Genomic DNA, 18,279 nt, shown 5'->3' on the forward strand with positions numbered 1-18,279 from the left:
TTTTCTCTTGAAATAAACGATAAAGCCTGTCGTAATTACGGTCATGAGGAGAGCCCTCGTGGCAGAGTAAAGAGGACAAGGCACCATGATCCGCACCATTCGCGTGACCGACAGCCAGCTGGCCCATGGCCGGGTGATCCGCCGCCATCTGGACGGCCGCATCACGGTCGAGGACGGCACCAAGCGCATGACCGGCTATCCGCTGAATCCCGGTTTCTGGGGCCGCTGCCTGGGTCTTTCGATGCGGGGTGTGATGGCCGTGGCGGCGACCGTGGCCGGGCTGGGTCTGGCCGGGCAGGTTCATGCCGACAATACGCTGCTGAATGTCAGCTACGACCCGACCCGCGAGCTTTACCGCGAGGTGAACGCCGCCTTCTCGGCGAAATGGCAGGCCGAGGGGCATGCGGCGCCGACCATCGAGACGTCGCATGGCGGCTCGGGCGCGCAGGCGCGCTCGGTGATCGACGGGCTCAAGGCGCAGGTGGTGACGCTGGCGCTGGCCTCGGATATCGACCAGATCGCGTCCCGCGGTCTTCTGCCCGAGGATTGGCAGTCGCGACTGCCGCATAACAGCTCGCCCTATACCTCGACCATCGTCTTCCTGGTGCGCGAGGGCAATCCCAAGGGCATCCAGGACTGGGGCGATCTGGTCAAGGAGGGCGTCGAGGTGATCACGCCGAACCCCAAGACCAGCGGCGGGGCGCGCTGGAATTATCTGGCCGCCTGGGCCTGGGCGCAGAAGAACGGCCAGGACCCCAAGACCTTCGTGGGCGAGCTGTTCAAGCACGTCCCGGTGCTGGACAGCGGCGCGCGCGGCTCGACCACCACCTTCACCCAGCGCGAGATCGGCGACGTGCTGCTGGCCTGGGAAAACGAGGCCTATCTGGCGCTGAACGAGCTGGGCGAGGACCGGTTCGACATCGTCGTGCCCTCGGTCTCGATCCTGGCTGAGCCGCCGGTGGCCATCGTGGACAAGAACATCGCCGATGACGAGCAGAAGGCGCTGGCCGATGCCTATCTGGACTTCCTCTATTCGCCCGAGGGGCAGGCGCTGGCCTTCAAGCACTATTATCGCGCCTGGGACGACAGCGCCGCCAATCCCGAGGACGTGGCGCGCTTCCCCGAGCTGGATCTGGTGACCATCGCCGATTTCGGCGGCTGGAAACAGGCCCAGCCCGAGCATTTCGGCGACGGCGGCACGTTCGACCAGATCTATTCGGGGCAATGACCGATGGCGCTGGCGCTTCGCTTGCAGAAATCCCCCATGCCGGGCTTTGGCCTCGGCATGGGCATTACCCTGGCCATGCTGTCGCTGATCGTCATCCTGCCGGTCGGCGCGCTGCTGGCGCGCGGGATCAGCTACGGACCCGAGGCGGTCTGGGCCACCATCAACACGCCGCGGGTCTGGGCGGCGCTGTATCTGTCCTTCCGGCTGGCCTTCTTTGCCGCGCTGTTCAATCTGGTCTTCGGCACGCTGCTGGCCTGGGTGCTGGCGCGCTATGACTTCCCGGGCCGCCGGCTGGTCGATGCGCTGGTCGATCTGCCCTTCGCCCTGCCGACCGCGGTGGCGGGCATCGCGCTGACCGCGCTTTACGCGCCGAACGGCATCTTCGGCGGCATCGCCCGGGATCTGGGCGGCAAGATCGCCTATACGCAATGGGGCATCCTGATCGCGCTGATCTTCGTCGGCCTGCCCTTCGTCACCCGCACCGTGCAGCCGGTGATCGCCGAGATCGAGCAGGAGGTCGAGGAAGCCTCGGCCACGCTGGGGGCGGGGCGGTTCTACACCCTGCGCCGGGTGATCCTGCCCATGCTGCTGCCCGCGGCGCTGACCGGCTTCGCGCTGTCTCTGGCGCGCGCGGTCGGCGAATACGGCTCGGTCATCTTCATCGCCGGCAACCTGCCGATGAAGACCGAGATCGCGCCGCTGCTGATCGTCATCAAGCTCGAGGAGTTCGACTATGACGGGGCTGCGGCCATCGGCATCGCCATGCTGCTGATTTCCTTCACCATGCTGCTGGCGATCAACCTGATCCAGATCTGGAGCCGGAGGAGGATCGGTCATGTCTGACGGCGCGCTGCACGTTCCCGCCATCGAAAGACCCGCGAAATGGCGCCCGGTGACCGAGGAAAGCCGGGCCGCCCGCATCGTGCTGATCGCGCTGGCGCTGGGCGGGCTGGCCGTCCTGGTCGTGGCGCCGCTGGCCATCGTCTTTGCCGAGGCCCTGGCGCGGGGGGCCGGGCAGGCGCTCGCCTCCCTGGCCCGGCCCGAGGCGACCTCGGCCATCCGGCTGACGCTGATCGTCGCGGCGATCTCGGTGCCGGTGAACGCCGTCTTCGGCATCGCCGCCGCCTGGACGATCACCAAGTTCGACTTTCGCGGCAAGGCTTTCCTGATCACGCTGATCGACCTGCCGTTTTCCATCTCGCCGGTGGTGGCGGGCCTGGCGCTGGTGCTCTTGTTCGGCACCAACAGCCTGATCGGCGGCTGGCTGGTCGCCAGCGGCTTCCCGATCATCTTCGCCCTGCCGGGGATCGTGCTGGCCTCGATCTTCGTCACCTTCCCCTTCGTGGCGCGCGAGCTGATCCCGGTGATGATCGAACAGGGCCGGGCCGAGGAGGAGGCGGCGCTGACGCTGGGCGCCTCGGGCTGGCGCGCCTTCCTGACCGTGACGCTGCCCAACATCAAATGGGCGCTGCTTTACGGCGTGCTGCTGTGCAATGCCCGCGCCATGGGGGAATTCGGCGCCGTGGCCGTGGTCTCGGGCAAGATCCGCGGCCAGACCGCCACCATGCCGATCACCATCGAGATGCTCTACAACGAATATCTCTCGGTCGCGGCCTTCAGCCTGGCCGCGGTGCTGGCGGCTCTGGGGCTGCTGACGCTGGCGCTGAAGACCCTGCTGGAATGGCGCCATGCCGACCAGCTGGCCGCCGGCCGCCGGCACTGAACAATCGAGGTCCATCATGCATATCGAAATCGACGAAATCGCCAAGAGCTTCGGTTCGACGACGGCGCTGCACCCGGTCAGCCTCGCCATCCCCTCGGGGGCGCTGGTGGCGCTTTTGGGGCCCTCCGGCTCGGGCAAGACCACGCTTCTGCGCATCCTGGGCGGGCTGGAATTCCCCACCTCGGGCCGGGTGCTCTTCGACGGGCAGGACGCGACCGGGCTGACGGTGCAGGAGCGCCGCGCCGGATTCGTCTTCCAGAGCTATGCGCTGTTCCGGCACATGACCGTGTTCGAGAATATCGCCTATGGTCTGCGCGCCCGCCCGCGCCGCACCCGCCCGCCGCAGGCCGAGATCGAGCGCCGGGTGACAAAGCTGCTTGAGCTGATCCAGCTGCCGCAGATCGCCAAACGCTTCCCCAGCCAGTTGTCGGGCGGCCAGCGCCAGCGCGTGGCCCTGGCCCGTGCGCTGGCCATCGAGCCGCGCATGCTGCTGCTCGACGAGCCCTTCGGCGCGCTCGACGCCCGGGTGCGCAAGGAGCTGCGCCAGGGGCTGCGCGAGATCCACGACACCACCGGCCTGACCACGGTTTTCGTCACCCATGACCAGGACGAGGCCATGGAGCTTGCCGACCTGGTGGTGGTGATGTCCATGGGCCGGATCGAACAGGTCGGCCGCCCGCAGGACATCCGCGCCCGGCCGGCGACGCCCTTCGTGCGCGAGTTCATCGACGCCTGAGGCGGCCGGGTTCACGAGTGTTCGGGGAACGAAGAAGCCCCCGTCGCGGCATGGCTGCGGCGGGGGCTTTTCGCCGCGCTGCGGCGTGCCTAGATGAGGGCTTTCGGAACCCGTGCAGGAGACATGATGGAACGCCTTCTTGAACGCAGCCTTTTCGCCAGCCGCTGGATGATGGCGCCGATCTATGTCGGATTGGCGCTGTCCCTGCTGATCCTGCTTTGGGTCTTTGCGCTGGAATTCTGGCACCTGGTGCAGATCCTGCCGGTGATGACCGTGAACGACGCGGTGCTGGGCGTGCTGGCGCTGATCGACCTGAGCCTGGCCGCCAACCTGCTGCTGATCGTGATCTTCTCGGGCTACGAGAATTTCGTCAGCCGCATGGACCTGAGCGAGCACGAGGACCGGCCGAACTGGCAGGGCGAGGTGGATTTCTCGGGGCTGAAGCTGAAGCTGGTGGCCTCGATCGTGGCGATCTCGGGCATCCATCTGCTGAAGGTGTTCATGGATGTCAGCAAATATGCCCCCGAACAGATCCGCTGGATGGTGGTGATCCACCTGGTCTTCGTGGTCTCGGGCGTGCTGCTGGCGGCGATGGACTGGATCTCGAACCACGGCAAGACGCTGAAGAAGGCGAAGGCGGCGCAGGGCTGAGCCGTCGCGCCGGTGGCGCGGTCGCATGGGTATTTGGGAAACAGAGAAGGGCAGGGGCGCCGCGTCGGCGGGGCGCCCCTTTCGCGTGCCGCGGATTTTTGGCCGGGCGGGCGGTGCGGACCCTTGCGACTTTGCCCGCCATGGCTATAACCCCGGACGATTTATCAGCCGCCAGCCCGAGGGACCGCCATGCCGAAGAGAACCGATATCAAATCCATCCTGATCATCGGTGCCGGTCCCATCGTCATCGGGCAGGCCTGCGAATTCGACTATTCCGGCGCCCAGGCCTGCAAGGCCCTGCGCGAGGAGGGCTATCGGGTCATCCTGGTGAACTCGAACCCCGCCACGATCATGACCGATCCCGAGATGGCGGATGCGACCTATATCGAGCCCATCACCCCCGAGGTGGTGGAAAAGATCATCGCCAAGGAACGGCCGGACGCGCTTTTGCCGACCATGGGCGGGCAGACCGGGCTGAACACCGCGCTGGCGCTGGCCGATATGGGCGTGCTGAACCGCTATGGCGTCGAGCTGATCGGGGCGCAGCGCGCCGCCATCGAGATGGCCGAGGACCGCAAGCTGTTCCGCGAGGCCATGGACCGCATCGGCCTGGAGAACCCGCGCGCCACCATCGTCGCGGCGCCGAAGCATCCGAACGGCCGCTATGACATCGCGGCCGGGGTTTCGATGGCCATGGAGGCGCTGGAGGAGATCGGCCTGCCCGCCATCATCCGCCCCGCCTTCACCCTGGGCGGCACCGGCGGCGGCGTCGCCTATAACCGCGACGATTACGAGCGCATCGTGCGGTCCGGGCTGGAAGCCTCGCCCGTGGCGCAGGTGCTGGTGGACGAGAGCCTGCTGGGCTGGAAGGAATACGAGATGGAGGTCGTGCGCGACCGCGCCGACAACGCCATCATCGTCTGCTCGATCGAGAACGTCGATCCGATGGGGGTGCATACCGGCGACTCGATCACCGTCGCCCCGGCGCTGACGCTGACCGACCGTGAATATCAGCGCATGCGCAACGGCTCGATCGCCGTGCTGCGCGAGATCGGGGTCGAGACCGGCGGCTCGAACGTGCAATGGGCGATCAACCCCAAGGACGGCCGCATGGTGGTGATCGAGATGAACCCGCGCGTGTCGCGCTCCTCGGCGCTGGCCTCGAAGGCCACCGGCTTCCCCATCGCCAAGATCGCCGCCAAGCTGGCGGTGGGCTATACGCTGGACGAGCTGGACAACGACATCACCAAGGTCACGCCGGCGAGCTTCGAGCCGTCCATCGACTATGTCGTGACCAAGATCCCGCGCTTCGCCTTCGAGAAGTTCCCCGGCTCGAAGCCCGAGCTGACCACGGCGATGAAATCCGTGGGCGAGGTCATGGCCATCGGCCGCAGCTTCCACGAATCGCTGCAAAAGGCGCTGGCCTCGATGGAGAACGGCCTGACCGGCCTTGACGATATCGAGATCCCCGGCGCGCCCGACAAGGCCGCCATCGTCAAGGCGATCAGCGCCCAGACCCCCGACCGGCTGCGGCTGATCGCCCAGGCCATGCGCCACGGGCTCTCCGACGACGAGATCCAGCATGCGACCGCCTTCGATCCCTGGTTCCTGTCCCGCCTGCGCGAGATCGTCGAGGCCGAGGACGCGGTGCGCGCGGGCGGCCTGCCGGCCGACCTGGACGGGCTGCGCCGGCTGAAGATGATGGGCTTTACCGATGCCCGGCTGGCGGCTTTGTCCGGCCAGCCCGAGGCCGAGGTGCGCAAGGCCCGCCGCGCCCATGACCTGCACCCGGTCTTCAAGCGCATCGACACCTGCGCCGCCGAGTTCGAGGCGCAGACCCCCTATATGTATTCGACCTACGAAGCCCCGGCGATGGGCGACGTGGAAAACGAGGCCCGTCCCAGCGACCGCAAGAAGGTTGTGATCCTGGGCGGCGGTCCGAACCGCATCGGCCAGGGCATCGAGTTCGACTATTGCTGCTGCCACGCCTGTTTCGCGCTGACCAAGGCCGGCTACGAGACGATCATGGTCAACTGCAACCCCGAGACCGTGTCCACCGACTACGACACCTCGGACCGGCTGTATTTCGAGCCGCTGACGCTGGAGCATGTGCTGGAGATCCTGCGCATCGAGCAGGAGAACGGCACGCTGCACGGCGTCATCGTCCAGTTCGGCGGCCAGACGCCCTTGAAACTGGCGAACGCGCTGGAGGAGGAGGGCATCCCGATCCTCGGCACCACCCCCGACGCCATCGACCTGGCCGAGGACCGCGAGCGCTTCCAGAAGCTGCTCAACGACCTGGGCCTGAAACAGCCCGTCAACGGCATCGCCCATAGCGACGCCGAGGCCATCGAGATCGCGCAGCGCATCGGCTTCCCGCTGGTCATCCGCCCGTCCTACGTGCTTGGCGGCCGCGCGATGGAGATCGTGCGCGACATGGATCAGCTCAACCGCTACATCCGCGAGGCGGTGCAGGTCTCGGGCGACAGCCCGGTGCTGCTCGACAGCTACCTTTCGGGCGCCATCGAGGTCGACGTGGACGCGCTTTCCGACGGCAAGACCGTGCATGTCGCCGGCATCATGGAGCATATCGAGGAGGCCGGCGTGCATTCCGGCGACTCGGCCTGCTCGCTGCCGCCGCATACGCTGGATGCCGAGACCATCGCGGAACTCAAGACCCAGACCGAGGCGATGGCCAAGGCGCTGAACGTCGTCGGGCTGATGAACGTGCAATTCGCGCTGAAGGATGGCGCGATCTATGTGCTTGAGGTGAACCCGCGCGCCAGCCGCACCGTGCCCTTCGTCGCCAAGGCCACCGACAGCGCCATCGCCTCGATCGCCGCCCGGCTGATGGCCGGCGAGCCGATGGCGAACTTCCCGACCCGTCCGGCCTATCCGGCGGGCGTCGGCCCAGACGACCCGCTGCCCTTCGCCGATCCGCTGACGCTCGCCGACCCGAACACGCCCTGGTTCTCGGTCAAGGAGGCGGTGCTGCCCTTCGCCCGCTTCCCCGGCGTCGACACGCTGCTGGGGCCGGAAATGCGCTCGACCGGCGAGGTGATGGGCTGGGACCGCACCTTCGCCCGCGCCTTCCTCAAGGCGCAGATGGGGGCGGGGACGCAACTGCCCTCCGAGGGCCTGGTCTTCGTTTCGGTCCGCGACGCCGACAAGACCGCCGAGCTGGCCGAGGCGGCGCGAGAGCTGACCGCCATGGGCTTCAAGCTGGTCGCCACCCGCGGCACCGCCGAATTCCTGCGCGGCGCCGGCGTCGAGACCGAGCTGGTGAACAAGGTCTATGAAGGCCGCCCAAACATTGTCGACCGGCTGAAGAACGGCGAGATCGCCATGGTGCTGAACACCACCGAAGGCGCCCAGGCCATCGCCGATTCGCGCGAGATCCGCGCCGTGGCGCTGAACGACAAGATCCCCTATTACACCACGGCGGCAGGCAGCATCGCGGCGGTGGCGGCGATCCGGTCGCGCGGCGAAGGCGAGGTCGGGGTCAGAAGCCTGCAGGCCTGAACCACCTGCGACGCCGATGCGAATGGCCGCGCCGGGAAGGGCGCGGCCATCGTCCTTGCGCCGGCGCGCGGCAGGAAAAAGGGGTGCGGTCCCGGCGGACCGCACCCCTCGCCGGCCGCCTGCGCTGGGGGAGGGGCGCAGGGGATCTCGACTTCAAAGCAGGAAGTCAGCTGCGACATACTGCCCGGCCGTGGTCGCGCCGTCGGCGATGCGGATGATCAGCTCGGCATCCGCGTCATTGTCGACATTGGCCCTGAGCCAGGTCTCGGTGCCGTTGTTCGTAAGCCATACCGTTCCCGCGCCTCCCGCGGTTGTTCCATTGAATACAAAGGCTTGGTTTCCGGCCACCAGCGCATTCGCGTCGATGCCCGAAAGGTCTATCCGGTCGCCGGCCGCAAGGCCCGCGCCGTCGAAACCATTGATGACGTCGATGCCCGCCGCCGCGTTCGAATGGTTCAGCGCGCCGAAGCGGAAGGTGTCGGCCCCGCCGCCGCCGTTGAGCGAATCCGCGCCTATCCCGCCGATCAGCGTGTCGCTGCCGGCGGCGCCCTGCAGCGTGTCATTGCCCTCGTAGCCGAAGAGCAGGTCGTTGCCGGCCCCGGCATTCATCAGGTTCGCGCCCGCCGTCCCATAGAGCGAATCATTGCCGCCCGCGGTCATCACGTTCTCGAAGTTGACGAAGCTTTCGCCGGCGAAATTGGTCGCGCCGCTGCCCAGGTTGACGAGATAGGCCCCGGTGAAGCTGCGGGCATCCAGCATGTCGATGCCGGCCCCGCCGTTCAGGGTCTCGTTCGAACCCAGCCCGGCCAGGATGGTGTCGTTGCCCGCCTCGCCGGCGTAGAAGCCTGCGCCGCTCGAGACCAGCCGGTCGTTGCCGGCGCCGCCATAAAGCGTGCCTGTGCCCGAACTCGCCTCCAGCGTGTCATTGCCGGCGCCGCCGTAGATCAGATCGTTTCCGGCGCCGCCGGTCAGCAGGTCGTTGCCCGCGCCGCCGTAAAGCACGTCATTGCCGCCAAGCCCGCTGATGACGTCATTGCCGCCATTGCCCTGGATCGTGTTCGCCGCCGCCGTGCCCGAGAGCGTGTCGTTGCCGGAACCCGAAGAGAGGTTCTCGAAATTGACGAAGCTTTCGCCGCTGTAATTCGTGGCGCCGGTCGCCATGTTGATGGCATAGGCCCCGCTCCAGGCGGCGGTGTTCAGCCAGTCGACACCGGCCCCGCCGTCCAGGGTCTCGCCCCCGCCATTGCCGGCATAAATATAGTCATTGCCGGCCTCGCCGAAATACTGGCCATAGCCGCTGGAGACGATGGTGTCGCTATCCGCGCCGCCCCGGACCGTATCCGTGCCGGTGCCCGCGTTCAGGTAATCGTTCCCGGCGCCGCCGGACAGGTAATCATTGCCCGCAAGGCCCGAAATCGAATCGTTTCCGGCATTGCCATGCATGATGTTGGCGCCGCTGGTGCCGAGCAGCGTGTCATTGCCGGAGCCGGAATAGACATTCTCGAAGTTCACGAAACTTTCGCCGGTGAAGTTCGTGGCCCCCGTCGCCAGATTGACGAGATAGGCCCCGGCATAGGTGGCGGTGTTCAGCCAGTCCGTGTCGCCGCCGCCGTCAAGGGTTTCGCTGACACCCAGCCCGGCATAGACATAGTCGTTCCCCGCCTGGCCGTAATACTGGCCCGCGCCGCTGGAAACCAGCGTGTCATTGCCGTTCCCGCCCCAGATCGTATCCGTGCCGGTGCCGGCGTTCAGGTAGTCATTGCCCTCGCCGCCGGAAATATAGTCATTGCCGCCCAGGCCCGAGATCGAATCGTTCCCGGCATTGCCATACATGGTATTGGCGCCGCTGGTGCCGAGCAGCGTGTCATTGCCGGAGCCGGAATAGACATTCTCGAAATTCACGAAGCTCTCGCCGGTGAAGTTCGTCCCGCCCGTGGCCAGGTTGATCGAATAGGCCCCGCTATAGGTCGTCGTGTTCAGCCAATCGGTGCCGGTGCCGCCGTTCAGCGTTTCGCTGACACCCAGCCCGGCATAGATGTAATCGTCCCCGGCATCGCCGAAATACTGTCCGGCCCCGCCGGAGACGAGCGTGTCATTGCCATCCCCGCCCAGAAGCGTATCGGTTCCGGTCCCGGCGTGGAGATAGTCGTTGCCGGCGCCGCCTGAAATATAGTCGTTGCCGGCATACCCGTAGATGTAATCGTTACCACCATTGCCATACATGCTGTTGGCGCCATCGGTGCCATAAAGCGTATCGTTCCCCGAGCCCGAATAGATGTTCTCGAAGTTCACAAAGCTTTCGAAGCTGAAATTCGTTGCCCCGGTGGAAAGGTTCACCGAGTAATTGCCGTTCCAGCTGGCCGTGTTCAGCCAGTCGATCCCGGTGCCGCCGTCCAGCGTCTCGCCGCCGCCGGCCCCGGCATAGATGTAATCGTTCCCGGCATCGCCGTAATACTGGCCATAGCCGCTGGAAACGATCGTGTCGTTGTCGTTCCAGCCATGCACGGTATCGACGCCCGTCCCGGCATGGATGTAGTCGTGGCCGTCTCCGCCCGACAGGTAGTCGTTGCCGGAGCCGCCATAGATGGTGTCGTTGCCGCCCTGGCCCAGGACATAATCGTTCCCTCCCAGGGCGTCGAAGATTTCGCTGGCAGACGTGCCGATCATGGTGTCGTTGCCATTCGTTCCGGTAGGCATCTCTTCCTCCTGTCGTCTCATGTCATGGACGGGGCGGCATGCCTCGCGATCCCGACATTGCTCCCGACGGTGTGAAGGCGGCGTGAAACCGGCTTAGTCCCTGACAGGAAAGCGGAATTTCGCGGATTTTCCGCGATGTGCGGCGCCGGCTCCGGCCGCCGGCCTGGGCCGCCGAGTCGCTGCGCGGCCGGGCTGGGGATTGCCCCTTGCCCCGCGCGCCGCTATCGCAGGCATAAAAGGGGGTCCGGCAACCATGAGCTTCAATACCTTCGGTCGCGTCTTCACCTTCACCACCTGGGGCGAGAGCCATGGCCCGGCGCTTGGCGCCACCGTGGACGGCTGCCCGCCCGGCGTGGCGCTGGACGAGGCCTGGATCCAGCAGTTCCTGGACCGGCGGCGGCCCGGCAGTTCGAAATTCACCACCCAGCGGCAGGAGCCGGATCGGGTGCGCATCCTCTCGGGCGTGTTCGAGGGCAGGACCACCGGCACCCCGATCCAGTTGATGATCGAGAACACCGACCAGCGCAGCAAGGATTACGGCGAGATCGCCGAGGCCTTCCGTCCCGGCCATGCCGATATCGCCTATCACCTGAAATACGGCATCCGCGACTATCGCGGCGGCGGGCGGTCCAGCGCGCGCGAGACGGCGGCGCGGGTCGCGGCCGGGGGCGTGGCGCAGGCGGTGCTGCGCGATCTGGTGCCGGGGCTGCGGATCACCGGCTACATGGTGCAGATGGGCGATCTGCATCTGGACCGGACGAATTTCGACGCCGCCGAGATCGGCAGGAACCCGTTCTTCTTGCCCGATGCCGGCGCCGTGCCGGCCTGGGAGGATTATCTGAACGCCATCCGCAAGGCGCAGGACAGCGTCGGCGCCGCCGTCGAGGTGCTGATCCAGGGCTGCCCGGCCGGGCTGGGCGCGCCGGTCTATGCCAAGCTGGACACCGACCTGGCCGCCGCGATGATGTCGATCAATGCCGTGAAGGGCGTCGAGATCGGCGAGGGCATGGCCGCCGCCGTCCTGACCGGCACCCGGAATGCCGACGAGATCCGCATGGGCAATGACGGGCCGCGCTACCTTTCGAACCATGCCGGGGGGATTCTGGGCGGCATTTCGACCGGGCAGGACATCCTGGTGCGATTCGCCGTCAAGCCGACCAGCTCCATCCTGACGCCGCGGCGCACCATCAACCGGAAGGGCGAGGAGATCGAGCTGATCACCAAGGGCCGGCACGATCCTTGCGTCGGCATCCGCGCCGTGCCCATCGCCGAGGCCATGGCGGCCTGCGTGATCCTGGACCACCTGCTGCTCGACCGGGCGCAGACCGGCGGCCAGCGCGGCCGCATCGGCTAGGCCCGGCGCGCGGCCCAGGAGGGGAACGCTGTTCCCCTCTTGTCCCGCTGCGCGGGCCAATTCATCCCTTGGGGTATTTGGAAAACAGAGAAAGCCGGGGACGCATGGCTCGTCCGGTTTTCACCGTTTTGCAAATACTCCTGCGGCGGCCGCGATTGTTACGCAACTGACACATTCCTTTCGCATAACCGTCGCATCGCCGTTCTAGAGAGCGGTCAGGCCGCAACGGCCTCATGGAAATGTCAGGAGTGATCCTATGAAATCCGCGAAATTCACCGTGTCGGCGCTGGCCGTGATCGCTGCCTCGGCCACTGCCGCCGCCGCCCGCGACCAGATCCAGATCTCGGGCTCGTCCACGGTGCTGCCCTATGCCACCATCGTCGCCGAGGCCTTCGGCGAGAATACCGACTTTCCGGTTCCGGTCGTCGAATCGGGCGGCTCGTCGGCCGGGCTGAAGAAATTCTGCGAAGGCGTGGGCGAGAACACCATCGACATCGCCAATGCCAGCCGTCCGATCAAGGACAGCGAGAAGGAGGCCTGCAAGGCCGCCGGCGTGACCGATATCATGGAGGTCCGCATCGGCTATGACGGCATCGTCTTCGCCAGCGACATCGGCAGCAACGACTTCGCCTTCACCGCCGCCGACTGGTTCAACGCGCTGGCCGCCAAGGTGGTCAAGGACGGCAAGGTGGTGAACAACACCGCCACCAAGTGGAACGAGATCCGCGCCGACCTGCCGGACCAGGAGATCCTGGCCTTCGTGCCCGGCACCAAGCACGGCACCCGCGAAGTCTTCGAGGAAAAGGTGATCGCCGCCGGCTGCGAGGAATCCGGCGCCGCCGAGGTTTTCAAGGCCGAGCTGGGCGAGGATGCCGCGGCCAAGGCCTGCCTCGACCTGCGCACCGACGGCAAGTCGGTGGATATCGACGGCGACTATACCGAGACGCTGGCCCGCATCCAGTCGGCCAAGCACGGCATCGGCGTCTTCGGCCTGTCCTTCTATGAAAACAACACCGACAAGCTGAAGGTCGCGACCATGGGCGGCGTGACGCCCTCGACCGAGACCATCGCCGCGGGCGAATACCCGGTCTCGCGGCCGCTGTTCTTCTATGTCAAGAAACAGCATATCGGCGAGATCCAGGGGCTGAAGGAATTTGCGGAATTCTTCGTCTCGGACGAGCTGGCCGGGCCGGAAGGGCCGCTGGCCGCCTACGGGCTGGTGGCGGATCCGGAACTGGCCGCGACCCAGGCGGCCGTCGCCGAAGAGGCGATCCTCGCCGAATGACCTGCAGGGCGCGGGGACAGGGTTCCCGCGCCGCTTCCGTTTCCCTGTTCCGAGGGCTCACATGCCTGTCTCATGGACCTTGCTGATCGTCCTTGCCCTTGCCGGCGCGGGCTATCTTGTCACCCGCGCGCGCGTCGTCGCGCTGGCCGGGGGCGACGTGCGGCGGCTGCATTCGCGGCCCAGCTATCACGGCTGGAACGCCGCGCTGCTGACGGCGCTGCCGGCGCTGTTCCTGATCGCCATCTGGCGCTTCGTGCAGCCGGCCGCGGATGCGACGCCGGTGGCGATCCTGGCGCTGATCCTGGCCGCGGCCGGGCTTGGCCTGGCGCTGGTCCGCAGCGCGCCCGGTTTCCGGGCCCGCAATGCCGTCGAAGGCATGGTCAAGGGCCTGCTGATCCTGTGCTCCAGCATCGCCATCCTGACCACCGCCGGGATCGTCTTCTCGATGCTGTTCGAGACCGGGCACTTCTTCCGGCAATATCCCTGGCAGGAGTTCTTCTTTGGCGCCACCTGGTCGCCGCGCTTCGGCGGCGGCTCGCAGCTGGGCATCCTGCCGCTGCTTTGGGGCACGCTCTACATCTCGCTGATCGCGCTGGTCGTGTCGGTGCCGATCGGGCTGTTCGCGGCGATCTACATGTCCGAATACGCCTCGCCCCGGCTGCGCAGCCTCGCCAAGCCGATGATCGAGGTGCTCGCCGGCATCCCGACCATCGTCTACGGCCTTTTCGCGCTGATCACCGTGGGCCCGATGCTGCGCGACTGGTTCGCCCAGCCGCTGGGGCTGGGCAATTCCGGGTCGTCGGTGATGACCGCGGGCCTGGTCATGGGGATCATGCTGATCCCCTTCGTCAGCTCGCTTTCGGACGACATCATCAACGCCGTGCCGCAATCCCTGCGCGACGGCGCGCTCGGCCTCGGCTCGACGCAGTCGGAAACCGTGCGCAAGGTGGTGCTGCCCGCGGCGCTGCCGGGCATCGTCGGCGCCGTGCTACTGGCCGCCTCGCGCGCCATCGGCGAGACGATGATCGTCGTGCTGGGCGCGGGCGCCGCCGCCCGCATGGACCTGAACCCGTTCGAGGCCATGACCACGATCACCGTCAAGATCGTCAGCCAGCTGACCGGCGACAACGACTTCGCCGCGCCCGAGACGCTGGTCGCCTTCGCGCTTGGCCTGACCCTTTTCGTCATCACGCTGGGGCTGAACATCGTCGCCCTCTACGTCGTGCGCAAATACCGGGAGCAGTACGAATGAGCGACGCAACCCTTCACGGCGCGCAGCCCCGGCCCTCGCTGCTGGCCGCCGATCCGCGGACCCGCAAGCGCAATGCCGCCGAGGCGCGGTTCCGCGCCTATGGCCTGGCCGCCATCGTGATCTCGATGGTCATGCTGGTGATCCTGCTCTTTACCATCCTGACCGGCGGGATCGGGGCCTTTCGCCAGACCTATCTGGAAATCCCGGTGACGCTGGACGCCGCGCAGCTCGACAAGACCGGCAACCGCGACCCCGCCGAAATCCGCAAGGTCCTGACCCTGACCTATGGCAGGATCTTGGAGCAATCGCTGCAACAGGCCATCGCCGACAAGGGCATCGCCGCGGCCGACCTGTCCGACAAGGATGTTTCGGGCCTGATCTCCAAGGAGGCGTCGGCCCAGCTGCGCAACCGCGTGCTGGCCGACCCCGAACTGATCGGCCAGACCGTCGAGACCCGGGTGCTGGTGAACGGCCGGGTGGACGGCTATTACAAGGGCCGCGTCAGCATGGAGAGCGCGGCGCGCGATGCCAATACCTCGCCGGCGCAGCTGCAGCTGGCCGATGCGCTCAAGGCGCAGGGCATGCTGGCGACGCAGTGGAACTGGTCCTTCCTGACCAGCCCCGACGCCTCGGACCAGCGCCCCGAGGCGGCGGGGGTCGGCATCGCCATCCTCGGCTCGTTCTACATGATGCTGGTGGTGCTGGTGCTGGCGGTGCCGATCGGCGTCGCCGCCTCGATCTACCTGGAGGAATTCGCGCCGAAGAACCGCTGGACCGATATCATCGAGGTCAACATCTCGAACCTCGCCGCCGTGCCCTCGATCGTCTTCGGCATCCTGGGCCTGGCCGCCTTCATCAACTTCGCCGGCCTGCCGCAATCGGCGCCCATCGTCGGCGGCCTGGTGTTGACGCTGATGACGCTGCCCACCATCATCATCGCCACCCGCGCGGCACTGAAGGCGGTGCCGCCCTCGATCCGCGACGCGGCGCTGGGGGTGGGGGCCTCGAAGATGCAGTCGGTGTTCCACCACGTCCTGCCGCTGGCCATGCCGGGCATCCTGACCGGCACCATCATCGGCCTGGCGCAGGCGCTTGGCGAAACCGCGCCGCTACTGCTGATCGGCATGGTGGCCTTTGTCCGCAACGTCCCCTCGGCGCCGCCGGACGGGTTGTTCGAGCCGGCCTCGGCCCTGCCGGTCCAGGTCTACAACTGGACCCAGCGCGCCGACCCCGCCTTCATCGAGCGCGCCTCGGGGGCGATCATCGTGCTGCTGGTGTTCCTGCTCTGCATGAACCTCCTCGCCATCTATCTGCGCCGCAAGTTCGAGCGCCGGTGGTAAATCCGGGAAGGAGACCCGATATGAACGACATGAGACTTCTGGAGCGCAGCGTGGACCAGACGGAAATCAAGATCTCGGCCCGGGATGTGCAGGTCTATTACGGCGAGAAGCAGGCGATCAAGGATGTGGACGTCGACCTGCTGGACAAGACCGTGACCGCCTTCATCGGTCCCTCGGGCTGCGGGAAATCGACCTTCCTGCGCTGCCTGAACCGCATGAACGACACCATCGAGAACAGCCGGGTCGAGGGCCGGATCACGCTGGACGGCGAGGACATCTACGACAGGCGGGTCGACCCGGTGCAGCTGCGCGCCCGCGTCGGCATGGTGTTCCAGAAGCCGAACCCCTTCCCGAAATCGATCTATGACAATGTGGCCTATGGCCCGCGCATCCACGGCCTGGCGCGCAACCGCGCCGAGCTGGACGAGATCGTCGAGAAGTCGCTGCGCGGCGCGGCGCTGTGGAACGAGGTCAAGGACCGGCTGCAGGAGCCCGGCACCGGCCTGTCCGGCGGCCAGCAGCAGCGGCTCTGCATCGCCCGCGCCGTGGCGACCCAGCCCGAGGTGCTGTTGATGGACGAGCCCTGTTCGGCGCTGGACCCGATCGCCACCAGCCAGGTCGAGGAGCTGATCGACCAGCTGCGCGCCGAATTCTCGGTGGTGATCGTGACCCATTCCATGCAGCAGGCGGCGCGCGTCAGCCAGAAGACCGCCTTCTTCCACCTCGGCAATCTGGTGGAATACGGCAATACCGACGACATCTTCACCAATCCGCGCGATCCGCGGACCGAAAGCTACATCTCGGGCCGCATCGGCTAGGCCGGAAAGGAAAAGACATGAACAACGAACGGCATATCCTCTCGGCCTTCGACCGCGATCTGGAAACCGTGCAGGCGCTGGTGGTCAAGATGGGCGGCATGGTCGAAAGCGCCATCCACGACGCCGCCATCGCGCTGGAGACCCGCGACGGCGAGCTGGCCGACGACATCCGCCGCCGCGACAAGGCCATCGACGCGCTGGAGCATCAGATCAACGAGGAAGCCGCGCGGCTGATCGCGCTGCGCGCGCCGCGGGCCACCGACCTGCGCATGGTGCTGTCGGTCATCAAGATCTCGCATATCCTCGAGCGGGTGGGCGATTACGCCAAGAACATCGCCAAGCGCAGCGACGTGCTGGCCGAGATGCCCGCCATCGAGGGCGCCGGCATGGCGCTGCGGCGCATGTCCGCCACGGTCGAGGCGATGATGAAGGACGCCCTGGACAGCTATATCCAGCGCGACGCGGCGCTGGCCGCCGACGTGCGCAAGCGCGACCTGGAAGTGGACCAGATGTATAACGCGCTGTTCCGCGAGTTCCTGACCCATATGATGGAGGATCCGCGCAACATCACCGCCTGCATGCACCTGCATTTCATCGCCAAGAACATCGAGCGCATGGGCGACCACGCCACCGGCATCGCCGAGCAGGTGATCTATCTGGCCACCGGCGAGCTGCCCGAGGACCCGCGTCCCAAGGGGGAAAGCGTGCCGCGCATGGAGGGGGCCTGATCCATGGCACAGACCCAACCCTGTGTTCTGGTCGTCGAGGACGAAGGCGCACAGCGCGAGGTGCTGAAATACAATCTCGAGGCCGAGGGCTTCGACGTGGTGCTGGCCGAGAACGGCGACGAGGCGATGCTGCTGGTGGCCGAGGAACAGCCCGACCTGATCGTGCTGGACTGGATGCTGCCCAACGTCTCGGGCATCGAGGTCTGCCGCCGGGTCAAGGCCGATCCCTCGACCCGGCAGATCCCGATCATCATGCTTTCGGCCCGGTCAGAGGAGGTGGACCGGGTGCGCGGGCTGGAGACCGGCGCCGACGATTACGTGGTCAAGCCCTATTCCGTGGTCGAGCTGATGGCGCGGCTGCGCACCCAGCTGCGCCGCACCCGCCCGGCCTCGATGGGCGAGCGGCTGAGCTTCGGCGACATCATCCTGGATGCGGCCGAGCATCGGGTGTTCCGCGCCGGCCAGCCGCTGCATCTGGGTCCGACCGAGTTCCGGCTGCTCTCGACCCTGATGGAAAAGCCCGGCCGGGTCTGGACGCGCGAGCAATTGCTGGACCGGGTCTGGGGCCGCGACATCTATGTCGACACCCGCACCATCGACGTCCATGTCGGCCGGCTGCGCAAGGCGCTCATGGCCTATGGCGGCGACAACCCGGTGCGCACGGTGCGCGGCACCGGCTATTCGCTGGGCTGAGCGCCCGGCCGGAACCGGACAGCCGCCGTTTCCGGCCCTTTGCCGGCGCGTCCCGGCCTGCATGTGGGGCCGGTGCGGCCGCGTCGCAGCACGGGATTTCCGGATTCACCCCTCCTGCCGGGGAGTGCCGAGCCGCGAACCCCGGGGCCGAGGGTCTGCCCCGTTCCTGAACCGGCAGACCCGCGGCGGGCCCCGCCTCCGCAGAGGGGCGCCGGCGGACCGCCTTGGGTTCCCCTAGGCGGGCTGCTGATC

Annotated in this window: 14 protein-coding genes; 13 read left to right on the top strand and 1 reads right to left on the bottom strand. The window is 66.8% G+C overall.

The features are described from left to right. Positions 1-85: 85 nt before the first annotated feature. The 6 genes from LOS78_RS02715 (at position 86) to carB (ending at position 7,860) form a co-directional block, all read left to right on the top strand. Positions 86-1,228 (top strand): sulfate ABC transporter substrate-binding protein, encoded by a 1,143-nt coding sequence (locus LOS78_RS02715; protein WP_028712597.1) that lies wholly within the window; start codon positions 86-88, stop codon positions 1,226-1,228. A 3-nt stretch (positions 1,229-1,231) separates the two neighbouring features. Then, positions 1,232-2,071 carry a sulfate ABC transporter permease subunit CysT gene (gene cysT / locus LOS78_RS02720; protein ID WP_028716351.1) on the top strand — a complete coding sequence of 280 codons (840 nt, stop codon included), beginning with the start codon at positions 1,232-1,234 and terminating at the stop codon, positions 2,069-2,071. After that, positions 2,064-2,951, top strand: a complete 888-nt coding sequence (gene cysW / locus LOS78_RS02725; RefSeq protein ID WP_028712599.1) for a sulfate ABC transporter permease subunit CysW — start codon at positions 2,064-2,066, stop codon at positions 2,949-2,951. The genes cysT and cysW overlap by 8 nt, the downstream gene beginning before the upstream one ends. 16 nt (positions 2,952-2,967) lie before the next feature. Then, positions 2,968-3,687 carry a sulfate/molybdate ABC transporter ATP-binding protein gene (locus LOS78_RS02730; protein ID WP_084648056.1) on the top strand — a complete coding sequence of 240 codons (720 nt, stop codon included), beginning with the start codon at positions 2,968-2,970 and terminating at the stop codon, positions 3,685-3,687. A 126-nt stretch (positions 3,688-3,813) separates the two neighbouring features. Further along, positions 3,814-4,338 (top strand): TIGR00645 family protein, encoded by a 525-nt coding sequence (locus LOS78_RS02735; RefSeq protein ID WP_028716352.1) that lies wholly within the window; start codon positions 3,814-3,816, stop codon positions 4,336-4,338. Positions 4,339-4,527: 189 nt separating this feature from the next. Further along, positions 4,528-7,860 carry a carbamoyl-phosphate synthase large subunit gene (gene carB, locus LOS78_RS02740; protein ID WP_230376800.1) on the top strand — a complete coding sequence of 1,111 codons (3,333 nt, stop codon included), beginning with the start codon at positions 4,528-4,530 and terminating at the stop codon, positions 7,858-7,860. 153 nt (positions 7,861-8,013) lie between these two features. Here the strand turns inward: carB and LOS78_RS02745 are convergent, their stop codons facing one another. After that, entirely contained in the window at positions 8,014-10,557 is a 2,544-nt protein-coding gene (locus LOS78_RS02745; protein ID WP_230376801.1) for a calcium-binding protein, read from the bottom strand. A 253-nt stretch (positions 10,558-10,810) separates the two neighbouring features. On the opposite strand from LOS78_RS02745, the gene aroC reads away from it, so the two are divergent. The 7 genes from aroC (at position 10,811) to phoB (ending at position 18,027) form a co-directional block, all read left to right on the top strand. Continuing rightward, positions 10,811-11,911 carry a chorismate synthase gene (gene aroC / locus LOS78_RS02750; RefSeq protein WP_230376802.1) on the top strand — a complete coding sequence of 367 codons (1,101 nt, stop codon included), beginning with the start codon at positions 10,811-10,813 and terminating at the stop codon, positions 11,909-11,911. Positions 11,912-12,167: 256 nt separating this feature from the next. Further along, a complete protein-coding gene (locus tag LOS78_RS02755) occupies positions 12,168-13,196 on the top strand; it encodes a substrate-binding domain-containing protein (RefSeq protein WP_028712603.1) in 1,029 nt (342 codons plus the stop codon). Between the two features lie 61 nt (positions 13,197-13,257). Further along, positions 13,258-14,448, top strand: coding sequence for a phosphate ABC transporter permease subunit PstC (gene pstC, locus LOS78_RS02760; protein ID WP_028712604.1), 1,191 nt, complete (start codon positions 13,258-13,260; stop codon positions 14,446-14,448). Continuing rightward, positions 14,445-15,788, top strand: coding sequence for a phosphate ABC transporter permease PstA (pstA, locus tag LOS78_RS02765; protein WP_230376803.1), 1,344 nt, complete (start codon positions 14,445-14,447; stop codon positions 15,786-15,788). The genes pstC and pstA overlap by 4 nt, the downstream gene beginning before the upstream one ends. A gap of 20 nt (positions 15,789-15,808) precedes the next feature. After that, on the top strand, positions 15,809-16,606 hold the full coding sequence (pstB, locus tag LOS78_RS02770) for a phosphate ABC transporter ATP-binding protein PstB (protein WP_028712606.1): 798 nt from the start codon (positions 15,809-15,811) through the stop codon (positions 16,604-16,606). Positions 16,607-16,623: 17 nt separating this feature from the next. Continuing rightward, on the top strand, positions 16,624-17,334 hold the full coding sequence (gene phoU / locus LOS78_RS02775; RefSeq protein WP_028712607.1) for a phosphate signaling complex protein PhoU: 711 nt from the start codon (positions 16,624-16,626) through the stop codon (positions 17,332-17,334). Between the two features lie 3 nt (positions 17,335-17,337). Next, entirely contained in the window at positions 17,338-18,027 is a 690-nt protein-coding gene (gene phoB / locus LOS78_RS02780) for a phosphate regulon transcriptional regulator PhoB (RefSeq protein ID WP_028712608.1), read from the top strand. Positions 18,028-18,279 lie beyond the last annotated feature (252 nt).

The sequence above is a fragment of the Paracoccus sp. MA genome (genome assembly GCF_020990385.1).
Lineage (GTDB): Bacteria > Pseudomonadota > Alphaproteobacteria > Rhodobacterales > Rhodobacteraceae > Paracoccus.

Bases quoted from the DNA above. Each gene is read 5' to 3' on its own strand.
- cysT (WP_028716351.1), top strand. From the start codon at position 1,232: ATGGCGCTGGCGCTTCGCTTGCAGAAATCCCCCATGCCGGGCTTTGGC.
- LOS78_RS02745 (WP_230376801.1), bottom strand. From the start codon at position 10,557: ATGCCTACCGGAACGAATGGCAACGACACCATGATCGGCACGTCTGCC.
- LOS78_RS02735 (WP_028716352.1), top strand. From the start codon at position 3,814: ATGGAACGCCTTCTTGAACGCAGCCTTTTCGCCAGCCGCTGGATGATG.
- pstC (WP_028712604.1), top strand. From the start codon at position 13,258: ATGCCTGTCTCATGGACCTTGCTGATCGTCCTTGCCCTTGCCGGCGCG.
- aroC (WP_230376802.1), top strand. From the start codon at position 10,811: ATGAGCTTCAATACCTTCGGTCGCGTCTTCACCTTCACCACCTGGGGC.
- phoU (WP_028712607.1), top strand. From the start codon at position 16,624: ATGAACAACGAACGGCATATCCTCTCGGCCTTCGACCGCGATCTGGAA.
- LOS78_RS02715 (WP_028712597.1), top strand. From the start codon at position 86: ATGATCCGCACCATTCGCGTGACCGACAGCCAGCTGGCCCATGGCCGG.
- pstB (WP_028712606.1), top strand. From the start codon at position 15,809: ATGAACGACATGAGACTTCTGGAGCGCAGCGTGGACCAGACGGAAATC.
- carB (WP_230376800.1), top strand. From the start codon at position 4,528: ATGCCGAAGAGAACCGATATCAAATCCATCCTGATCATCGGTGCCGGT.
- LOS78_RS02730 (WP_084648056.1), top strand. From the start codon at position 2,968: ATGCATATCGAAATCGACGAAATCGCCAAGAGCTTCGGTTCGACGACG.
- pstA (WP_230376803.1), top strand. From the start codon at position 14,445: ATGAGCGACGCAACCCTTCACGGCGCGCAGCCCCGGCCCTCGCTGCTG.
- cysW (WP_028712599.1), top strand. From the start codon at position 2,064: ATGTCTGACGGCGCGCTGCACGTTCCCGCCATCGAAAGACCCGCGAAA.
- LOS78_RS02755 (WP_028712603.1), top strand. From the start codon at position 12,168: ATGAAATCCGCGAAATTCACCGTGTCGGCGCTGGCCGTGATCGCTGCC.
- phoB (WP_028712608.1), top strand. From the start codon at position 17,338: ATGGCACAGACCCAACCCTGTGTTCTGGTCGTCGAGGACGAAGGCGCA.